Genomic DNA, 17,678 nt, shown 5'->3' on the forward strand with positions numbered 1-17,678 from the left:
GGACTATGGCCAAAGACGATGTAATCCAGATGCAGGGTGAGGTGATCGAAAACCTCCCGAATGCGACCTTCCGCGTGAAGCTGGAAAACGGCCATGTCGTGTTGGGGCATATCTCCGGGAAGATGCGGATGCACTACATCCGCATCCTGCCGGGCGACAAGGTGACGGTTGAATTGACGCCTTACGATCTGTCTCGTGCGCGGATCGTGTTCCGGGCGAAGTGATTTGAAAAAAGGGTATTATCATGAAAGTGATGGCATCGGTTAAGCGCATTTGCCGCAATTGCAAGATCATCAAGCGCAAAGGCGTCGTTCGCGTGATCTGCAGCTCGGATCCGCGCCACAAGCAGCGCCAAGGCTGACCGCGCGTTTGTTTGCGCTTTTTGTTTGAGGAAAAACAATGGCTCGTATCGCAGGGGTTAACATCCCGAATCACCAGCATACCGAGATCGGCCTGACGGCAATCTTCGGTATCGGCCGCACGCGCTCGCGCAGCATCTGCGTGGCGTCTGGCGTGGAATTCTCGAAGAAGGTCAAGGACCTGACCGACGCAGACCTCGAAAAGCTGCGTGAGGAAGTGGGCAAGTTCATCGTCGAAGGCGATCTGCGCCGTGAAGTGACGATGAACATCAAGCGCCTGATGGACCTCGGTTGCTACCGTGGCGTTCGTCATCGCAAGGGCCTGCCGATGCGCGGTCAGCGTACGCGTACGAACGCACGTACCCGCAAGGGTCCGCGTCGTGCAGCGCAAGCGCTGAAGAAGTAAGCGGAACTGACAGTTACAGGAAAACGTAATGGCTAAGGCTTCGAACACCGCGGCGCAACGCGTTCGCAAGAAGGTTAAGAAGAACGTCGCTGAAGGCGTGGTTCACGTTCACGCGTCGTTCAACAACACGATCATCACGATCACCGATCGCCAGGGCAATGCGCTGGCATGGGCGACGTCGGGCGGCCAGGGCTTCAAGGGCTCGCGCAAGTCGACGCCGTTCGCTGCTCAGGTTGCTGCTGAGTCGGCCGGTCGCGTCGCGATGGAATATGGCGTGAAGAATCTGGAAGTGCGGATCAAGGGCCCGGGCCCGGGTCGTGAGTCGGCGGTGCGTGCACTGCATGGCCTCGGCATCAAGATCACCGCGATTTCGGACGTCACCCCGATTCCGCACAACGGCTGCCGTCCGCCGAAGCGTCGTCGTATCTAAGAATGCTGCTGGCACGTTCGTGCTGGCACATTTGCCTGTCGCCGCGTAGCGTCGACGGGCGTTGCTTTTTTGATTGACTAAGCCCACCGTTCGCCCCAAAGGGCGCGAACTAGCGCGGATTTTGCTCCGCGTGACTGATTGATAAAGGAATGCAAAGTGGCACGTTATATCGGCCCCAAGGCCAAGCTGTCCCGCCGTGAAGGCACCGACCTGTTCCTGAAGAGCGCGCGCCGCTCGCTCGCCGACAAGTGCAAGCTCGACAGCAAGCCGGGCCAGCACGGCCGTACCTCGGGCGCACGTACGTCCGACTATGGTACGCAGCTGCGCGAAAAGCAGAAGGTCAAGCGTATTTACGGCGTTCTGGAACGTCAGTTCCGCCGTTACTTCGCTGAAGCCGACCGCCGCAAGGGCAACACGGGTGAAAACCTGCTGCAACTGCTCGAGTCGCGTCTCGACAACGTCGTGTATCGCATGGGCTTCGGCTCGACCCGCGCTGAAGCGCGTCAGCTCGTGAGCCACAAGTCGATCACCGTGAACGGCGTCGTCGCGAACGTGCCGTCGCAGCAAGTGAAGGCTGGTGACGTCGTCGCGATCCGCGAAAAGGCGAAGAAGCAGGCGCGTATCGTCGAAGCGCTGTCGCTGGCCGAGCAAGGCGGCATGCCGAGCTGGGTTGCAGTCGATGCGAAGAAGTTCGAAGGCACGTTCAAGCAAATGCCGGAACGCGCTGACATCGCAGGCGACATCAACGAAAGCCTGATCGTCGAATTGTATTCGCGTTAATCCGATTGACGGCCGAGGTACCCCGATTGCGTTGCGCAAGGAGGGGCCTCGGCTGTTTATTTTCTGGTTGTTACCGGTCAGCCTTATCGGTGTAACGAGCCGAGGGTATTGAAAAGGAAAGCCCATGCAAACCAGTTTGCTGAAACCCAAGATCATCGCCGTGGAATCGCTTGGCGAGAACCACGCGAGGGTGGTCATGGAACCGTTTGAACGCGGTTACGGCCACACCTTGGGCAACGCGCTTCGCCGCGTGCTGCTGTCGTCGATGGTTGGCTACGCGCCGACCGAAGTGACGATCGCAGGCGTGGTGCACGAGTACTCGACGCTTGATGGCGTGCAAGAGGACGTCGTCAACCTGCTGCTGAACCTGAAGGGTGTGGTATTCAAGCTGCACAACCGTGACGAAGTGACGGTGACCCTGCGCAAGGAAGGCGAAGGTGTCGTCACCGCCGGCGATATCGAGCTGGCTCACGATTGCGAAGTCATCAACCCGAATCACGTGATCGCACACCTGTCGAAGGGCGGCAAGCTCGACGTTCAGATCAAGATCGAAAAGGGTCGCGGCTATGTGCCCGGCAACGTCCGTCGCTACGGCGAAGACACGGCCAAGATCATCGGCCGCATCGTCCTCGACGCATCGTTCTCGCCGGTTCGCCGCGTGAGCTATGCCGTTGAAAGCGCGCGTGTCGAGCAGCGTACCGACCTCGACAAACTCGTGATGAACATCGAGACGAGCGGCGTGATCACCCCGGAAGAGGCGATCCGTCAATCGGCGCGCATCCTGGTCGACCAACTGTCCGTGTTCGCGGCGCTGGAAGGCACGGAAACGGCCGCCGAAGCACCGTCGCGCGCACCGCAGATCGATCCGATCCTGCTGCGTCCGGTGGACGATCTCGAGCTGACGGTTCGTTCGGCGAACTGCCTGAAGGCCGAGAACATCTACTACATCGGCGACCTGATCCAGCGCACGGAAAACGAGCTGCTGAAGACGCCGAACCTCGGTCGCAAGTCGCTGAACGAGATCAAGGAAGTGCTCGCTTCGCGCGGTCTCACGCTGGGCATGAAGCTCGAAAACTGGCCGCCGGCTGGTCTCGACAAGTAAGCCCGCTTGTAGCCTGGCTATCGCTGTAGTTGGCAAAGATGCGGATTTTCCTTTAAAATCCGCATCTTGCTTTTTTCGCTACCGGCCCGTGCACCCATCGAGGTGCGATAGAAGAGCTGGATCAAAACTTTGAATCAAGGAAACTGAAATGCGCCATCGTCATGGTCTGCGGAAACTGAACCGCACGAGCAGCCACCGTCTGGCTATGCTCCGTAACATGTCCAACTCGCTGATCGAGCACGAAGTCATCAAGACGACGCTGCCGAAGGCGAAGGAACTCCGTAAAGTCGTCGAGCCGCTGATCACGCTCGGCAAGAAGCCGTCGCTGGCAAACCGTCGTCTGGCATTCAACCGCCTGCGCGATCGTGACTCGGTGGCGAAGCTGTTCGACGTGCTCGGTCCGCGTTTCGCGAACCGTCCGGGCGGCTACCTGCGCGTGCTGAAGTTCGGCTTCCGCGTCGGCGACAACGCACCGATGGCACTGGTCGAGCTGCTCGATCGTCCGGAAGTCGACGAAACGGAAAACGTGCAAGAAGCTGAGTAAGCTTCCGGTACGCAGCAGTATCTGAAAGGGGCCGAGCGATTGCTTGGCCCTTTTTGTTTTTGACGCGCGCCTGCGATCGATTGTCGCAGGCCGGTGCCGGCAGCGTTGCGCGGGCTGCGCTACGATACGGGACTGCCGATGCGGGCCCCGGACGGAAGATCCGTCCCGCAGGCCGGTCAACCAGCCTGGAGGGCGCGTATGGTGGTGGTGTTGATGCTGACGACGGTGCCCGATGCGGCGACGGCTGCAGCGCTTGCCGACGGCGCACTCGGCGCGCGGCTGGCCGCGTGCGTGTCCGAGCTCGGCACGATCAAGTCACGCTATCACTGGCAGGGCAAGGTCGAAACGGCCGACGAGATCCAGTTGCTGTTCAAGACGAGCCCGGTGCGCTCGCTCGAACTGGAGCGGTTTATTCTCGCGCATCATCCATACGAGACGCCCGAAATCGTTTCGTGGCAGGCGACGGCTTCGGCCGGGTACGGCCAGTGGGTGACCAGCGAAACTCAACGTCTATTTCATGTTTAACGGTATGGCGCTTTCCGTGCGCGTGCGCGCGCTGCGGTTCCTTGCAGTCCTGTTGTCGCTCGTATTCGTGTTGGGCGGCCTGTCGGTCGCGCGCGCGGCCGACGATTTCCTCGATCCGTCGGTCGCGTTCAAGTTCAGTGCGAGCGAATCGCCGGGGCAGGTGGACGTCAGCTTCAAGGTCGCCAAAGGCTATTACCTGTACCGGGAGCGGTTCGCGTTCGCCGTGAAGAGCGGGCAGGCGACGCTCGGCGAGCCGCAATTCCCGGCCGGTCACGTGAAGTTCGACCAGACGTTCCAGAAGGAAGTCGAGACGTATCGCGACGAGGTCGTGATTCACGTGCCCGTCAAGCAGGCGACGGGGCCGTTCGAGCTCGCGGTGACGTCCCAGGGGTGCGCCGACGAGGGCATCTGCTACCCGCCCGCCGAGCACGTCGTGAAAGTCGATGGAGCCGCGCTGGGCGCGGCGGCGCCGGCCGACGGCGCAACGGCTTCGGGCAGCTGGTTCGACAAGGTGACGAGCGCCGATTTCGCGCAGTCGCTGCTCGAGGGGCACGGCTTCTTCACGATCGTCGCACTGTATTTCGTCGCGGGCGTCGTGCTGAGCCTGCTGCCGTGTTCGTACCCGATGATTCCGATCGTGTCCGCGATCATCATCGGGCAGGGCACGCGCGCGACGCACGCACGCGGTTTTGCGCTGTCGCTGACCTACGTGGTCGGCATGGCGCTCGTCTATACCGTGCTCGGCATTGCAGCGGCGCTGGTCGGCCAGAGCCTTGGCGCGTGGTTGCAGAACCCGTGGGTGCTCGGCACGTTCGGTCTCTTGCTCACCGCGTTTGCCGTGTCGCTGATTTCAGGCAAGGACATCGCGCTGCCCGCGCGTTGGCAGAATGGCGCGGCGGAGGCATCGAGCGCGCGCCGGGGTGGTCATTTTGCCGCGGTGGCTGCGATGGGCGCGTTGTCGGCGCTGGTCGTCGGCGCCTGCATGACGGCACCGCTGTTTGCGGTGCTCGCCTTCATCGCGCATACCGGCAACGCGCTGCTCGGCGGCGCCGCGCTTTTCGCGATGGGGCTGGGGCTCGGCGTGCCGCTGCTCATCGTCGGCATCGGCGCCGGGACGGTGCTGCCGCGCGCCGGTGCATGGATGGACGGCGTGAAGGTGTTCTTCGGCATCGTCCTGCTCGCAGCCGCGCTGTGGATCGTGTGGCCCGTGCTGGCAGGCGGCCTGAAGATGGTGCTCTCGGCATTGTGGCTGCTTGTCGCTGCCGCGGCGCTTGGCCTGTTCACGCCGAATCTGGGGGCGGCATCGATCTGGCGCCGTCTCGGCCGCGGGCTCGGCGCGGCGCTCGCGATCTGGGCGGCGACGCTGCTCGTCGGTCTTGCTGCCGGGTCGAACGATCCCGTGAAGCCGCTGGCCGTGCTGGCGTCGCGCACCGTCGCATCGGGCGACGCGTCGGCGGCCGGTGCGGCCTCCGGACAGGCTGGCCCGGCATTCGCATCGGTGCGCTCCAGCGCGGAGCTCGACACGCTGCTGAAGACGTCGAACCGGCCCGTGATGCTCGATTTTTACGCCGACTGGTGCGTGAGCTGCAAGGAGATGGAGCATCTGACGTTCACCGATGCGCGTGTGCAGGCGCGACTCGGACAGCTGCACCTGGTGCGCGCCGACGTCACGGCGAACAATCCGGACGACCAGGCGCTGCTCAAGCGCTTCAACCTGTTCGGGCCGCCGGGGATCATCTTCTTCGATCGCAGCGGCAATGAAATCGGTCGCGTGGTCGGCTATCAGGCTGCCGAGACATTCCTGCGCAGCCTCGATCGGGCGGCGGTGCCGACGGCGTGACGCGCGCTCGCCGGCACGCACCGGCGGCCTGTGTTCCGTCGATTGATCGATACGAATAAAAAACGGCGGAACACCGAAGTGTTCCGCCGTTTTTCTTTGCGCTGGTACGACGTGCGGCTTAGCGCTGCGCTTTCAGCAGACGCGCGGCGTCGAGCGCGAAGTACGTGAGCACGCCGTCGGCGCCCGCGCGCTTGAATGCGAGCAGCGATTCGAGCACGACCTTGTCGTGGTCGAGCCAGCCGTTCATCGCGGCGGCCTTCAGCATCGCGTATTCGCCGCTTACCTGGTACACGTACGTCGGGAAGCGGAACTCGTCCTTCACGCGACGCACGATGTCGAGATACGGCATGCCGGGCTTGACCATCACCATGTCGGCGCCTTCGTCGATGTCGAGGCGCACTTCGCGCAGCGCTTCGTCGCTGTTCGCCGGATCCATCTGGTAGGTCATCTTGTTGCCCTTGCCCAGATTGGATGCCGAGCCGACCGCATCGCGGAACGGGCCGTAGAACGCCGACGCGAACTTGGCCGAATAGGCCATGATCCGCGTATGGATATGGCCGTCGCTTTCCAGCATTTCGCGCACCGCGCCGATCCGGCCGTCCATCATGTCCGACGGCGCGACGATGTCGACGCCGGCCTCGGCCTGCGCACGCGCCTGGTCGACCAGGATCTCGATCGTCTCGTCGTTGATCACGTAGCCGTTTTCGTCGAGCACGCCGTCCTGGCCGTGGCTCGTGTACGGGTCGAGCGCAACGTCGGTCAGCACGCCGAGCTCGGGGAAGCGCTTTTTCAGCTCGCGCACGGCGCGCGGGATCAGGCCTTCCGGATTGGCTGCCTCGCGGCCGTCAGGCGTCTTCAGCGACGCCTCGATGGCCGGGAACAACGACAGCACGGGCACGCCGAGTTCGACGCACTGCTCGGCGACGTGCATCAGCAGATCGACCGACACGCGCTCGACGCCGGGCATCGACGGCACGGGCTGCCGTTCGTTGGTGCCTTCGACGACGAACACCGGGTAGATCAGGTCGTCGGTGGTCAGGCGGTTTTCGCGCATCAGGCGCCGGGAGAAGTCGTCGCGGCGCATCCGGCGCGGACGATGAAGCGGATGGAAGCTCATGGCGATTTGGCAGAAATCAGGGCAAGAAGAACCTTACGGAACCCTTAGGTCATTTTCGAGACCGTTGGTATATGATAGCGATCGAGCGGCACGCGTCGCGCGCTGCTCCCCGCTTCTCCTCCCTGAGCGGGTGCCTGTCGTTATTCGATTAGGCTGTTTGACCCGCCGTTCAACGGCGGGTTTTTTTATGGGCCGACCGAATTCGCAGGCACCGTCAGGTGCGCACGGCCGAACCCGGCCGCGCGTTGTCCGATCATTGTGCTACAGGCTCGCTTTTTTCGTCGGCGACGGACGGCCGCACCCAGCTTTCGATCAGTTCGTGCGCCTCGTCGAGCCCGACGCGCTTCATCGCCGAGAACAGCTGGACGGTCAGCTTGCCCTTCACGCCCTGGTCGCGATACGCGTCGAGCCCCTTCTGCGTGGTTCGCAGCGCGTTGATGCTCTCTTGCCGCGTCAATTTGTCGCACTTCGTCAGCAGCGTGTGGATCGGCTTGCCGGTCGGCGTGAACCACTCGATCATCCGGCGATCGAGATCGGTCAGCGGACGGCGCGAATCCATCATCAGGATCAGGCCGCAGAGTTGCGAACGGGTCGCGAGATAAGACGACAGCAGCATTTCCCAGTGGGCCTTCGCGGCCCCCGGTACTTCCGCGTAGCCGTAGCCGGGCAGGTCGACGAGGTTTGCGACGGGTTCGTCGGCCGGGCCGACGGAGAAGTAGTTGATGTGCTGCGTACGGCCGGGCGTCTTCGACGCGAACGCGAGCCGCTTCTGGTTGCACAGCACGTTGATCGCCGTCGATTTGCCGGCATTCGAGCGGCCGGCGAATGCGATTTCCGGTTGCACCGTCGGCGGCAGATCGCGCAGATGGTTGACGGTCGTGTAGAAGCGGGCTTGATGGAGCAAAAAGGCCATGGGGAACCGGTGGGACGGGCGGCGCGAGCCGCTTGGTGGAGGCGGGGTAGCCCCGATAGGCGCGGGAGCTTTCAGCGCGATATTGTACAATACGCCGGTTTTGCCGAAGGGCTGCGGGCGCCTGCCTCGCGCTTTTATGCAGCTTCTGCGGTAGACTGGTCGACGTCGTTTTTTGCAGAACCTCTAATTCCCACAAGACGAAACAGGGTGTGCGAATGAATCGACTGTGCAAGTCTCTGATGGTGCTTCAGGTTGCAGCAGGGTTCGTAGGTTTCGTGGCGGAGGCAAAAGCGGCGGATGCGGCAAAGCCGGATCTGGACCGCGGCAAGGCGATTGCCGGGCAGGTCTGTGCGTCGTGTCACGGCGCCGACGGCAATAGCGCGTCGGGCAGTTTCCCGAAGCTCGCCGGCCAGCATCCCGAATATCTGGTCAAGCAGCTGAACGACTTCAAGACCCAGCCGGGCGCGAAGGGGCCGGCGCGGACCAACGCGGTGATGGTCGGGTTCGCGAGCGCATTGAGCGCGGCCGACATGCGCAACGTTGCCGCGTATTACGGGTCGCAGACGATGAAGGTCGGTGCCGCACGCGATGCGGCGACCGTGCCGATCGGCCAGAAGATTTACCGCGGCGGCATCGCGGAAAAGGGCGTGCCCGCCTGCGCGAGCTGCCACGGGCCGACGGGGCAGGGGATTCCGGTCCAGTACCCGCGTCTGTCGGGGCAATGGGCGGATTACACCGTTGCCCAGTTGACCGCGTTCCAGCAGGGTGCCGGCGCGCGCAACAACAACGAAGCGATGCACCAGATCACGTCGCGTCTGTCGGACACCGAGATCAAGGCCGTTGCGGATTACATCGCCGGCCTGCATTGAACGGACCGTCGCGAATGGAATGACCGGGTGCCCGTAGGGCGGCCGGAGTCAGAACAAGAAAAGGGTGGGGCGCCGCGGGCTTGCGGCTGCCTTGCCCTTTTTTGTTGTCGGCACTCGCCGGGCCGCCCCAAGAGTGCTGACCGCCCCCTCGGGGGCAGCGAACATAGTGAGCGTTGGGGGCTGTTTCCCCTTAGTCGGAGTTTGAATGAGCGTTACCACGTCGGGGTTGCAGTCGAAGTCGGGTCAGGGTGCGTCCAAGCGCGCGGTCGAGCTGGTGAGCTCGATGCGTTTCGCGATCGCGCTGCTGGTGGTGTTGTCGATTGCCAGCATCATCGGCACGGTCCTGACCCAGGACGACCCGTATCCGAACTACGTGAACCAGTTCGGGCCATTCTGGGCGGACATCTTCCGCTCGCTGGGCCTGTACAACGTGTACAGCGCGTGGTGGTTCATGCTGATCCTGATCTTCCTCGTCACGTCGATCTCGCTGTGCGTGATCCGCAACGCGCCGAAGATGCTCGCCGACGCGAAGAGCTGGAAGGACAAGGTCCGTGAAGGCAGCCTGCGCGCGTTCCATCACAAGGCCGAATACACCACGTCCGGCACGCGTGCGACCGTGGCGGCCACGCTCGCCGCGTTCGTCACCAAGGCCGGCTACAAGCACGTCGTGCGCGAAACCGACGGCGCGACGCTGATCTCCGCGAAGCGCGGCGCGCTGACGAAATGGGGCTATATCTCCGCGCACCTGGCAATCATCGTGATCTGTATCGGCGGCCTGCTCGACAGCAACCTGCCGATCAAATTCCAGATGTGGATGTTCGGCAAGAGCCCCGTCAACACCAGCGCGACGATCAGCGATATCTCGGCCGACCATCGTCTGTCCACGTCGAACCCGACGTTCCGCGGTTACGCGTGGGTGCCCGAAGGGCAGTTCGTGTCGACCGCGATCCTGAACCAGCCGAACGGATCGCTGATCCAGGACCTGCCGTTCTCGATCCAGCTCAACAAGTTCATCGTCGACTACTACACGACCGGGATGCCGAAGCTCTTCGCGAGCGATATCGTCGTGATCGATCGCGAGACGGGCAAGAAGATCCCGGCGCGCGTGGAGGTCAACAAGCCGTTCACATACAAGGGCGTGTCGATCTACCAGTCGAGCTTCCAGGACGGCGGCTCGCAGATGCAGATGACGGCCTACCCGATGACGGGCGACAACGCGAAGACGTTCGCGGTGAAGGGCACGATCGGTAGTTCGGCCCCGCTGCAGATGCCGGGCAACGACGGCGACACGATCGAGTTCTCCGACTTCCGCGCGATCAACGTCGAGAACATGGCCGACGCGAGCGGCAAGCCGGACGTGCGCGGCGTCGCGAAGACGGAGACGCTGAAGGAAGTGTTCGACGACCGGCTCGGCTCGGGCGCGAAGACGTCGAAACCGATGCAGCTCCACAACATCGGCCCGTCGGTGCAGTACAAGATTCGCGGCAAGGACGGCCAGGCGCGCGAGTTCAACAACTACATGCTGCCCGTCGACATGGGCGGTGCGCGCGTGTTCCTCGCCGGTGTGCGCGCGAGCCCGAACGATCCGTTCCGTTACATGCGCATTCCGGCCGACAGCAAGGATTCGATCGGCGAGTGGATGCGCCTGCGCGCCGCGCTCGAGGATCCGGCCGTGCGCGCCGAAGCCGCCGCGCGCTTCGCGCAGCGTTCGCTGCCGGGCACCGACGCATCGCTGCGCACCCGCCTGCAGGACAGCGCATCGAAGGTGCTGACCCTTTTTGCTGCAAGCGACGACAGCGTCGGCCGCGGCGCCGACGGCCAGCCGATCGGCGGCTTCCAGGCGGTCGCCACGTTCATCGACCGTTCGGTGCCGAAGGCCGAGCAGGAAAAGGCCGCGAGCCTGCTGTTGCGCATGCTCGAGGGCTCGATGTGGGAAGTCTGGCAGATCGCCCGCGAGCGTGCCGGCGAGCCGCCCGCGCAGCAGGGCAACGACACGGTGCGCTTCGTGCAGAACGCGATCAATGCACTATCCGACAGCTTTTTGTATGGATCGCCGGTCTATTTGCAGCTTGACTCATTCAAGCAGGTGCAAGCTTCGGTATTTCAGTTGACGCGCGCACCGGGCAAGAATCTGGTGTATCTTGGCAGCCTGCTGTTGGTCGCCGGCATCTTCTCGATGTTCTACGTGCGCGAGCGGCGCCTCTGGTTCTGGCTCAAGGATGGCGGCTCCGGCGTCGATGTGGTGATGGCGATGTCGACGGCCCGCAAGACCTTCGATTTCGAGAAAGAATTCGTGCAGACGCGCGACGCGGCCGGTGTCGCCTTGCGCGCCGCACCCCGCGACGCCGCGCCCGCCGGTGCGGCCGCGACTGCCCGTCCGCCCGCCGGCGACGGTTCCGCTTCCGAGAATTCCACCCGGTAACATCATGGATCTCACTCAAGTCTCCGCTTCCCGTTCGGGGCCCGCCCAGGCCCCGATTTCGGCGCCGTTGTTCGACGACCGCCCGTTTCTCGCCCGCCTGTCGCTGGTCGACTGGCTGTTCGCTCTGGCACTCGTGGTGGGCGCGGGCTATGCGTTCGTGCACTACAACGAGCACATGAATTACTACGACAAGGCGGTGATGATCGGCACCGTGCCGGCGCTTGTCGTGCTCGGCTGGCGCTGGAAGCCCGCGCGGCTGCTGATGGCGTCGATCGCCGTGCTGTCGCTGCTGTCGATCCAGATCTACCAGGGCGACCTCACGCGCGCCGATTCGGCGTTCTTCCTCAAGTACTTCCTGTCGAGCCAGTCGGCGATCCTGTGGATGAGCGCGCTGTTCGTGCTCGCGACGATCTTCTACTGGATCGGCTTGCTCGCGCGCTCGGAGTCGGGTTCGGCAATCGGCCAGAAGCTCACGTGGGTCGCGGTGCTGATGGGCTTCACCGGGCTGATGGTGCGCTGGTACGAGTCCTACCTGATCGGCGCCGACGTCGGGCACATCCCGGTGTCGAACCTGTATGAAGTGTTCGTGCTGTTCAGCCTGATCACCGCGCTGCTGTATCTGTACTACGAAGGCCACTACGGCACGCGTGCGCTGGGTGCGTTCGTGCTGCTGGTCATCAGCGCCGCCGTCGGCTTCCTGATGTGGTACTCGGTCGCGCGCGACGCGCAGCAGATCCAGCCGCTCGTGCCGGCGCTGCAGAGCTGGTGGATGAAGATCCACGTGCCGGCGAACTTCATCGGCTACGGCAGCTTCGCGCTGTCGGCGATGGTGTCGGTCGCGTACCTGATGAAGGAGCGTGGCGTGCTCGCCGATCGTCTGCCGACGCTCGAGGTGCTCGACGACGTGATGTACAAGTCGATCGCGGTCGGTTTCGCGTTCTTCACGATCGCGACGATCCTCGGCGCGCTGTGGGCCGCCGAAGCATGGGGCGGCTACTGGAGCTGGGATCCGAAGGAAACCTGGGCGCTGATCGTGTGGCTCAATTACGCGGCATGGCTGCACATGCGCCTGATGAAGGGCCTGCGTGGCACGGTCGCCGCATGGTGGGCGCTCACGGGCCTGCTCGTGACGACGTTCGCGTTCCTCGGCGTCAACATGTTCCTGTCCGGGCTGCACAGCTACGGCAAGCTGTAAGATTTCCGACGCTGGTCCGACAAAAGACCGCCGGCGCACTGCGTGCCCGGCGGTTTTCTTTTGTAACGGGTGGGCGGCCCACGCGTCGAACGGCGCAGGATGGGTCGGGTCGAACGCTCATGAAGCATGCGCGCCGCGCATGCACGAGGAGCCGTACGATGTGGATCAAACACCCTTTGCGCACCCTGCTGACCGGCAGCGATATCGCGCAAAGCGACATTACGCCGCGCGCGATATTCGAGAACCGGCGGCGCGTCCTGCAGGCCGCTGGCGTGGCAGCCGCGGGCGGATTGCTCGGCGGCAGCGGTGCGGCGTTCGCCGCCTATGCGTCGCCCGATGCCCGGGCGACGAAGCTCGCGGCGAAAACCAACGCGAAGTTCGTCGCGGCGGACAAGGTAACGCCGTTCAAGGACATCACGTCCTACAACAACTTCTATGAATTCGGCACCGACAAGGGCGACCCGGCGCAGAACGCGGGCACGCTCAGGCCGCGTCCGTGGCGCGTGAGCGTCGAGGGCGAGGTGCTGCACCCGAAGGTGTTCGATCTCGACGAACTGCTGAAGCTCGCGCCGCTCGAGGAGCGGGTGTACCGGCTGCGCTGTGTCGAGGGCTGGTCGATGGTGATTCCGTGGATCGGCGTGCCGCTGTCCGAGCTGATCAAGCGCGTGCAGCCGACCGGCAGCGCGAAATACGTACAGTTCGTCACGCTGGCCGACCCGTCGCAGATGCCGGGCCTGTCGACGCCGGTGCTCGACTGGCCGTACTCGGAAGGGCTGCGGATGGACGAGGCGATGAATCCGCTGACGCTGCTGACGATGGGCGTCTATGGCCAGGTGTTGCCGAACCAGAACGGTGCGCCGGTGCGGATCGTCGTGCCGTGGAAGTACGGCTTCAAGAGCGCGAAGTCGCTCGTGAAGATCCGCTTCGTCGACAAGCAGCCGAAGACGAGCTGGAACACGTATGCGTCGAACGAATACGGCTTTTATTCGAACGTGAATCCGAACGTCGATCACCCGCGCTGGAGCCAGGCGACCGAGCGGCGGATCGGCGAGGACGGCTTCTTCACGCCGAAGCGCAAGACGCTGATGTTCAATGGCTACGGCGACCTCGTCGCGTCGATGTATCAGGGCATGGACCTGAAGAAGAACTTCTGAGCGCGATGGCGAGAAACGACATGCCTCCTTCGACGCTGACGCCGGCGCGCGCAGCCGGTACGCGCGCGGCCGCCGCAGGCACTTCCCGGGCGGGCGCGGCGGGTCCGGCGCGCACGACCGTGCCGCGCTGGCTCGTGCCGGCCAAGGTGCTGGTATTCGCCGCCGGCCTCTATCCGCTCGCGCGTCTCGTGCTGTTCGGGCTGACCGACCGGCTCGGCGCGAACCCGATCGAATTCATCACGCGCTCGACGGGCCTGTGGACGCTGGTCATGCTGTGCATCACGCTCGCCGTCACACCGCTTCGCCGCGTGACGGGCGTTCCCGCGTTGCTGCGCTTTCGCCGGATGATCGGCCTGTTCGCGTTCTTCTACGCGGTGCTGCATTTCACGACGTATCTGTGGTTCGACAAGTGGTTCGACGTCGTCGCGATCCTGAAGGACGTCGGCAAGCGCCCGTTCATCACGGTCGGCTTTGCCGCGTTCGTGCTGCTGATTCCGCTCGCGGCGACGTCGCCGCGCGCGATGGTGCGTCGGCTCGGCCGCCACTGGGCGACGCTGCATCGCGCGATCTATGCGATCGCGCTGTTCGGCGTGCTGCACTTCTGGTGGATGAGGGCCGGCAAGCACGATCTCGCGCAGCCGAAGCTCTATGCAGCGATCGTCGCGGCGCTGCTCGGCTGGCGGTTGCTCGCGTGGGGATGGCGGCGCATCCGCGTGTGACGATGCCGGCCTGAAAAAACGAAAGGCGATGACCGGGAAGTCATCGCCTTCGCGTCGCGAAGCCGCGTGAGCGGCGGCGCGGGATTATTGCGTGGCGGCCGGGCCGGATGCCGGCGCGGCGGCTTTCGATGCGCCGCTCGACAGCTCGGGCGACAGCGTGAGCGGCGTGCCCGAAGAATCGGGAATACTGTCGGACGACGCGTTTTCATCGGTCGGGGTGACATCCGACGGCGGCGTATCCTGCTGCTGGATGGGCTTTGCCGGCAACGGAGGCACGGTGGGCAGATAGAGCGCGCCGCTTTGACCGCAGCCGGCAAGAATCGCCAAAGCCGCTACAATCGCGCTCATCCGGAAAACGACTCGCATGATCGTCCCTGAACAATTGAACCGATAGAGTTTAGCATGTCCGATACTGATTACCTGACCCGTGCCGAGGCCGTGCTGGCGGCCGTCGAGCGTACCGTCGACGCCGCGAACGACGGCGACCACGACATCGATCTCGAGCGCAACGGCAGCGTCCTGACGCTGACGTTCGAGAACGGCTCGAAGATCATCATCAACCTGCAGCCGCCGATGAAGGAAGTGTGGATCGCCGCGAAGGCGGGCGGTTTCCATTACCGCTTCCTGGACGGCGAATGGCGCGATACGCGCACCAGCACCGAGTTCTTCTCGGCGCTCACCGAATACGCGACGCAGCAGGCCGGCCTGCCGATCACGTTCAGCGCGTAACGATCGACGGCCATCGGTGTCCGCAAGTCGGGCCCGAAACGTCGTACCAAAGAAAAAGCGCCCCTCGGGGCGCTTTTTTCATGCGCGGGCCGCTGCGTCAGTGGCCGCGGAACAGGTTCATGATGTCCTGCTTTTCCTGTTCGTCGACGTGCGGCACCGAATCGTCGGTGTTCTGCGCCGCCGGCGCTTGCGGCACGCCGACCGTCGATACGAAGCCGTGCCCCGGCGTGAACTCGGTGAAGTACAACTCGCCGCCGAGCGACTGGACGTCGTCCGGCATCGTCGGCTTGAACTCCGGCACGCCCTTGAGCGCGGCGCCCATGTAGTCGATCCAGACCGGCAGCGACAGGCCGCCGCCGGTTTCGCGATCGCCGAGGCTGCGCGGATTGTCGTAGCCGATCCACGCGATCGCGGCGAGCGTGTGCTGGTAGCCGGCGAACCACGCGTCGTGCGAGTCGTTCGTCGTGCCGGTTTTGCCCGCGAGGTCGCCGCGCTTCAGCACGTTGGTCCGCGCGCCCGTGCCGCGCTGCGCGACGCTCTGCAGCAGGCTGTTCATCACGTACGCGTTGCGCGCGTCGATCGCGCGCGGCGCGTTTTCCTCGGCGACGAGCGGCTGCGCGCGCACGACGATCGCGCCGTTCGGATCGGTGACTTCGGCGATCAGGTACGGATTGACGCGATAGCCGCCGTTCGCGAACACCGAGTACGCGCCGGCCATCTGCAGCGGCGTGACCTGGCCCGCGCCGAGCGCCATCGGCAGGTAGGCCGGATGGCGATCGGCATCGAAGCCGAAGCGCGTGATGTACTGCTGCGCGTACTTCGTGCCGATGTGGTTCAGGATCCGGATCGACACGAGGTTGCGCGAGCGCTGCAGCGCGGTGCGCATCGACATCGGGCCCTCGAAGCCGCCGCCGTAGTTCTTCGGTTCCCACGGCTGGCCGCCGGTTTCCGCGGCACTGAAGTACAGCGGGCCGTCGTTGATGATCGTTGCCGGCCCGAGGCCCTTGTCGAGCGACGCCGAGTAGATGAACGGCTTGAACGACGAACCCGGCTGCCGCCACGCCTGCGTGACGTGGTTGAACTTGTTCTTGTTGTAGTCGAAGCCGCCGACGAGCGAGCGGATCGCGCCGTCCTGCGGCACGATCGAGATGAATGCGCCTTCGACCTGCGGCAACTGCGTGATCGACCACTTGCCGGCATCGTTCTTCACGACACGGACGATCGCGCCCGGGCGGATGCGGCGGTTCGGCTGCGCATTGGCCGACAGCGCGCTCGATGCGAAGCGCAGGTTGTCGCCTTCGACCGTCGCGCTGCTGCCGTCGATGAAGGCGACCGTGATCTGGCGCGGGGTTGCCGCGGTCACGACCGCCGCGATCAGTTCGCCGTTGTCGGGGTGTTCGAGCAGCGCATCGTCGATCGCCTGCTCGCGGTCGTCCGCGTCGGCCGGGAGCTGGATGAAGCCTTCCGGCCCGCGATAGCCGTGGCGGCGCTCGTAATCCATGATGCCCTTGCGCAGCGCGGTGTACGCCACCTGCTGGTCGGCCGAATCGATCGTCGTGACGACGTTGAAGCCGCGCGTGTAGGTTTCCTCGCGGTACTGCGCGTACATCATCTGCCGGACCATTTCCGCGACGTACTCCGCGTGCACGCTGAATTCGCGGCCCGCGCCCTTGACGACCAGCGGCTGCGCGACGGCTTCGTCGTACTGCTCGCGCGTGATGAAGTTCAGCTCGAGCATGCGCTGCAGGATGTACTCCTGGCGCACCTTCGCACGCTTCGGATTGACGACCGGGTTATACGCGGACGGCGCCTTCGGCAGCCCGGCGAGCATGGCGGCTTCCGCGAGCGTGATGTCCTTCAGGTCCTTGCCGAAGTAGACCCGCGCGGCGCTCGCGAAGCCGTACGCGCGCTGGCCGAGATAGATCTGATTCATGTAGACCTCGAGAATCTGATCCTTCGTCAGCGCACGCTCGATCCGGTACGCGAGCAGCATCTCGTAGATCTTGCGCGTGTAGGTCTTTTCGCTCGACAGGAAGAAGTTGCGCGCGACCTGCATCGTGATCGTGCTCGCGCCCTGCGACGCGTGGCCGTTCGTCAGCGCGACGACGCCGGCGCGGACGATCCCGGTGAGGTCGACGCCGCCGTGATCGTAGAAGCGCGCGTCCTCGATCGCGAGGATCGCCTTCTTGAGCGAGTCGGGCACGTCCTTGAAATGGACGATGTCGCGGCGTTCTTCGCCGAATTCGCCGATTAGCACGTGATCGGACGTATAGATGCGTAGCGGAACCTTCGGACGATAGTCGGTCAGCGCGTCGAGCGACGGCATGTTCGGCCATGCGACGACGAGCGCATAGCCGAGCACGAGGCCGCCGGCCACGACGAGCGCCACGCACATTGCGACGAGGCCGAGCAGAGCCTTCTGCCACCAGGGCCGTTTCTTCGGCTCCGGGGCGGGAGGCGGGGACGTAGGAGACGTGGATTGCATAGGCATACCGGAAAACAGTCCCGCGATTATAGCTGCCCGGTATGACCGGCCCTGACGCGGGGGGCTCCCGACGGAAAGCCGCGGGTCGC

General features: G+C 64.2%; 19 protein-coding genes. 15 read left to right on the forward strand and 4 right to left on the reverse strand.

Going from position 1 to position 17,678, the window contains the following annotated elements:
• Nucleotides 1-5 precede the first annotated feature (5 nt).
• The 9 genes from infA to dsbD all read left to right on the forward strand — a co-directional run bounded on the left by infA (nucleotide 6) and on the right by dsbD (nucleotide 5,986).
• Nucleotides 6-224 carry a translation initiation factor IF-1 gene (infA, locus tag BME24068_RS14925; RefSeq protein ID WP_004521905.1) on the forward strand — a complete coding sequence of 73 codons (219 nt, stop codon included), beginning with the start codon at nucleotides 6-8 and terminating at the stop codon, nucleotides 222-224.
• 20 nt (nucleotides 225-244) lie between these two features.
• The gene (rpmJ, locus tag BME24068_RS14930; protein ID WP_004199844.1) at nucleotides 245-361 is read left to right on the forward strand and encodes a 50S ribosomal protein L36; all 117 of its coding nucleotides are present in this window, start codon (nucleotides 245-247) and stop codon (nucleotides 359-361) included.
• A 38-nt stretch (nucleotides 362-399) separates the two neighbouring features.
• Nucleotides 400-765, forward strand: a complete 366-nt coding sequence (gene rpsM, locus BME24068_RS14935) for a 30S ribosomal protein S13 (protein ID WP_014898353.1) — start codon at nucleotides 400-402, stop codon at nucleotides 763-765.
• 28 nt (nucleotides 766-793) lie between these two features.
• Entirely contained in the window at nucleotides 794-1,195 is a 402-nt protein-coding gene (gene rpsK / locus BME24068_RS14940; RefSeq protein ID WP_004197937.1) for a 30S ribosomal protein S11, read from the forward strand.
• Nucleotides 1,196-1,351: 156 nt separating this feature from the next.
• A complete protein-coding gene (gene rpsD / locus BME24068_RS14945; protein ID WP_012362893.1) occupies nucleotides 1,352-1,975 on the forward strand; it encodes a 30S ribosomal protein S4 in 624 nt (207 codons plus the stop codon).
• A 124-nt stretch (nucleotides 1,976-2,099) separates the two neighbouring features.
• Nucleotides 2,100-3,077 carry a DNA-directed RNA polymerase subunit alpha gene (locus BME24068_RS14950; protein WP_006477176.1) on the forward strand — a complete coding sequence of 326 codons (978 nt, stop codon included), beginning with the start codon at nucleotides 2,100-2,102 and terminating at the stop codon, nucleotides 3,075-3,077.
• A 148-nt stretch (nucleotides 3,078-3,225) separates the two neighbouring features.
• Nucleotides 3,226-3,621, forward strand: a complete 396-nt coding sequence (rplQ, locus tag BME24068_RS14955; RefSeq protein ID WP_006477175.1) for a 50S ribosomal protein L17 — start codon at nucleotides 3,226-3,228, stop codon at nucleotides 3,619-3,621.
• Between the two features lie 198 nt (nucleotides 3,622-3,819).
• Nucleotides 3,820-4,146: a divalent-cation tolerance protein CutA gene (cutA, locus tag BME24068_RS14960; RefSeq protein WP_096504158.1), complete on the forward strand. Its 327-nt coding sequence runs from the start codon at nucleotides 3,820-3,822 to the stop codon at nucleotides 4,144-4,146.
• Complete coding sequence (gene dsbD, locus BME24068_RS14965) at nucleotides 4,139-5,986, forward strand: protein-disulfide reductase DsbD (protein WP_174926525.1); 1,848 nt, start codon at nucleotides 4,139-4,141, stop codon at nucleotides 5,984-5,986. The genes cutA and dsbD overlap by 8 nt, the downstream gene beginning before the upstream one ends.
• Nucleotides 5,987-6,104: 118 nt before the next feature.
• Here the strand turns inward: dsbD and hemB are convergent, their stop codons facing one another.
• Both hemB and yihA read right to left on the reverse strand, forming a co-directional pair.
• A complete protein-coding gene (hemB, locus tag BME24068_RS14970) occupies nucleotides 6,105-7,103 on the reverse strand; it encodes a porphobilinogen synthase (RefSeq protein WP_096504162.1) in 999 nt (332 codons plus the stop codon).
• A gap of 253 nt (nucleotides 7,104-7,356) precedes the next feature.
• Nucleotides 7,357-8,016: a ribosome biogenesis GTP-binding protein YihA/YsxC gene (gene yihA / locus BME24068_RS14975; protein ID WP_096504164.1), complete on the reverse strand. Its 660-nt coding sequence runs from the start codon at nucleotides 8,014-8,016 to the stop codon at nucleotides 7,357-7,359.
• A gap of 215 nt (nucleotides 8,017-8,231) precedes the next feature.
• Between yihA and BME24068_RS14980 the strand changes: the two genes are divergently transcribed.
• The 5 genes from BME24068_RS14980 (at nucleotide 8,232) to msrQ (ending at nucleotide 14,375) form a co-directional block, all read left to right on the forward strand.
• Nucleotides 8,232-8,885 (forward strand): c-type cytochrome, encoded by a 654-nt coding sequence (locus BME24068_RS14980; protein WP_096504166.1) that lies wholly within the window; start codon nucleotides 8,232-8,234, stop codon nucleotides 8,883-8,885.
• A gap of 205 nt (nucleotides 8,886-9,090) precedes the next feature.
• Complete coding sequence (locus BME24068_RS14985) at nucleotides 9,091-11,307, forward strand: cytochrome c biogenesis protein ResB (RefSeq protein WP_174926526.1); 2,217 nt, start codon at nucleotides 9,091-9,093, stop codon at nucleotides 11,305-11,307.
• Nucleotides 11,308-11,311: 4 nt separating this feature from the next.
• Nucleotides 11,312-12,502: a c-type cytochrome biogenesis protein CcsB gene (gene ccsB, locus BME24068_RS14990; RefSeq protein WP_174926527.1), complete on the forward strand. Its 1,191-nt coding sequence runs from the start codon at nucleotides 11,312-11,314 to the stop codon at nucleotides 12,500-12,502.
• A 158-nt stretch (nucleotides 12,503-12,660) separates the two neighbouring features.
• Nucleotides 12,661-13,656 carry a protein-methionine-sulfoxide reductase catalytic subunit MsrP gene (msrP, locus tag BME24068_RS14995; protein ID WP_096504172.1) on the forward strand — a complete coding sequence of 332 codons (996 nt, stop codon included), beginning with the start codon at nucleotides 12,661-12,663 and terminating at the stop codon, nucleotides 13,654-13,656.
• 20 nt (nucleotides 13,657-13,676) lie between these two features.
• Entirely contained in the window at nucleotides 13,677-14,375 is a 699-nt protein-coding gene (msrQ, locus tag BME24068_RS15000; RefSeq protein ID WP_174926528.1) for a protein-methionine-sulfoxide reductase heme-binding subunit MsrQ, read from the forward strand.
• 84 nt (nucleotides 14,376-14,459) lie between these two features.
• Here the strand turns inward: msrQ and lptM are convergent, their stop codons facing one another.
• Nucleotides 14,460-14,741, reverse strand: coding sequence for an LPS translocon maturation chaperone LptM (gene lptM / locus BME24068_RS15005; protein ID WP_096504176.1), 282 nt, complete (start codon nucleotides 14,739-14,741; stop codon nucleotides 14,460-14,462).
• Nucleotides 14,742-14,777: 36 nt separating this feature from the next.
• On the opposite strand from lptM, the gene cyaY reads away from it, so the two are divergent.
• Complete coding sequence (cyaY, locus tag BME24068_RS15010; protein ID WP_096504178.1) at nucleotides 14,778-15,104, forward strand: iron donor protein CyaY; 327 nt, start codon at nucleotides 14,778-14,780, stop codon at nucleotides 15,102-15,104.
• A 97-nt stretch (nucleotides 15,105-15,201) separates the two neighbouring features.
• Here the strand turns inward: cyaY and BME24068_RS15015 are convergent, their stop codons facing one another.
• Complete coding sequence (locus BME24068_RS15015; RefSeq protein ID WP_096504180.1) at nucleotides 15,202-17,589, reverse strand: penicillin-binding protein 1A; 2,388 nt, start codon at nucleotides 17,587-17,589, stop codon at nucleotides 15,202-15,204.
• Nucleotides 17,590-17,678 lie beyond the last annotated feature (89 nt).

This window comes from Burkholderia anthina (assembly GCF_902498995.1).
In the GTDB taxonomy this organism is placed as follows: domain Bacteria; phylum Pseudomonadota; class Gammaproteobacteria; order Burkholderiales; family Burkholderiaceae; genus Burkholderia; species Burkholderia anthina.

Coding starts and splice junctions, on each gene's coding strand:
- BME24068_RS14980 (WP_096504166.1), top strand. CDS start 8,232: ATGAATCGACTGTGCAAGTCTCTGATGGTGCTTCAGGTTGCAGCAGGG.
- hemB (WP_096504162.1), bottom strand. CDS start 7,103: ATGAGCTTCCATCCGCTTCATCGTCCGCGCCGGATGCGCCGCGACGAC.
- BME24068_RS14985 (WP_174926526.1), top strand. CDS start 9,091: ATGAGCGTTACCACGTCGGGGTTGCAGTCGAAGTCGGGTCAGGGTGCG.
- yihA (WP_096504164.1), bottom strand. CDS start 8,016: ATGGCCTTTTTGCTCCATCAAGCCCGCTTCTACACGACCGTCAACCAT.
- infA (WP_004521905.1), top strand. CDS start 6: ATGGCCAAAGACGATGTAATCCAGATGCAGGGTGAGGTGATCGAAAAC.
- lptM (WP_096504176.1), bottom strand. CDS start 14,741: ATGCGAGTCGTTTTCCGGATGAGCGCGATTGTAGCGGCTTTGGCGATT.
- msrP (WP_096504172.1), top strand. CDS start 12,661: ATGTGGATCAAACACCCTTTGCGCACCCTGCTGACCGGCAGCGATATC.
- msrQ (WP_174926528.1), top strand. CDS start 13,677: ATGCCTCCTTCGACGCTGACGCCGGCGCGCGCAGCCGGTACGCGCGCG.
- dsbD (WP_174926525.1), top strand. CDS start 4,139: ATGTTTAACGGTATGGCGCTTTCCGTGCGCGTGCGCGCGCTGCGGTTC.
- BME24068_RS15015 (WP_096504180.1), bottom strand. CDS start 17,589: ATGCAATCCACGTCTCCTACGTCCCCGCCTCCCGCCCCGGAGCCGAAG.
- rpsM (WP_014898353.1), top strand. CDS start 400: ATGGCTCGTATCGCAGGGGTTAACATCCCGAATCACCAGCATACCGAG.
- cutA (WP_096504158.1), top strand. CDS start 3,820: ATGGTGGTGGTGTTGATGCTGACGACGGTGCCCGATGCGGCGACGGCT.
- BME24068_RS14950 (WP_006477176.1), top strand. CDS start 2,100: ATGCAAACCAGTTTGCTGAAACCCAAGATCATCGCCGTGGAATCGCTT.
- rpmJ (WP_004199844.1), top strand. CDS start 245: ATGAAAGTGATGGCATCGGTTAAGCGCATTTGCCGCAATTGCAAGATC.
- rplQ (WP_006477175.1), top strand. CDS start 3,226: ATGCGCCATCGTCATGGTCTGCGGAAACTGAACCGCACGAGCAGCCAC.
- rpsK (WP_004197937.1), top strand. CDS start 794: ATGGCTAAGGCTTCGAACACCGCGGCGCAACGCGTTCGCAAGAAGGTT.
- ccsB (WP_174926527.1), top strand. CDS start 11,312: ATGGATCTCACTCAAGTCTCCGCTTCCCGTTCGGGGCCCGCCCAGGCC.
- cyaY (WP_096504178.1), top strand. CDS start 14,778: ATGTCCGATACTGATTACCTGACCCGTGCCGAGGCCGTGCTGGCGGCC.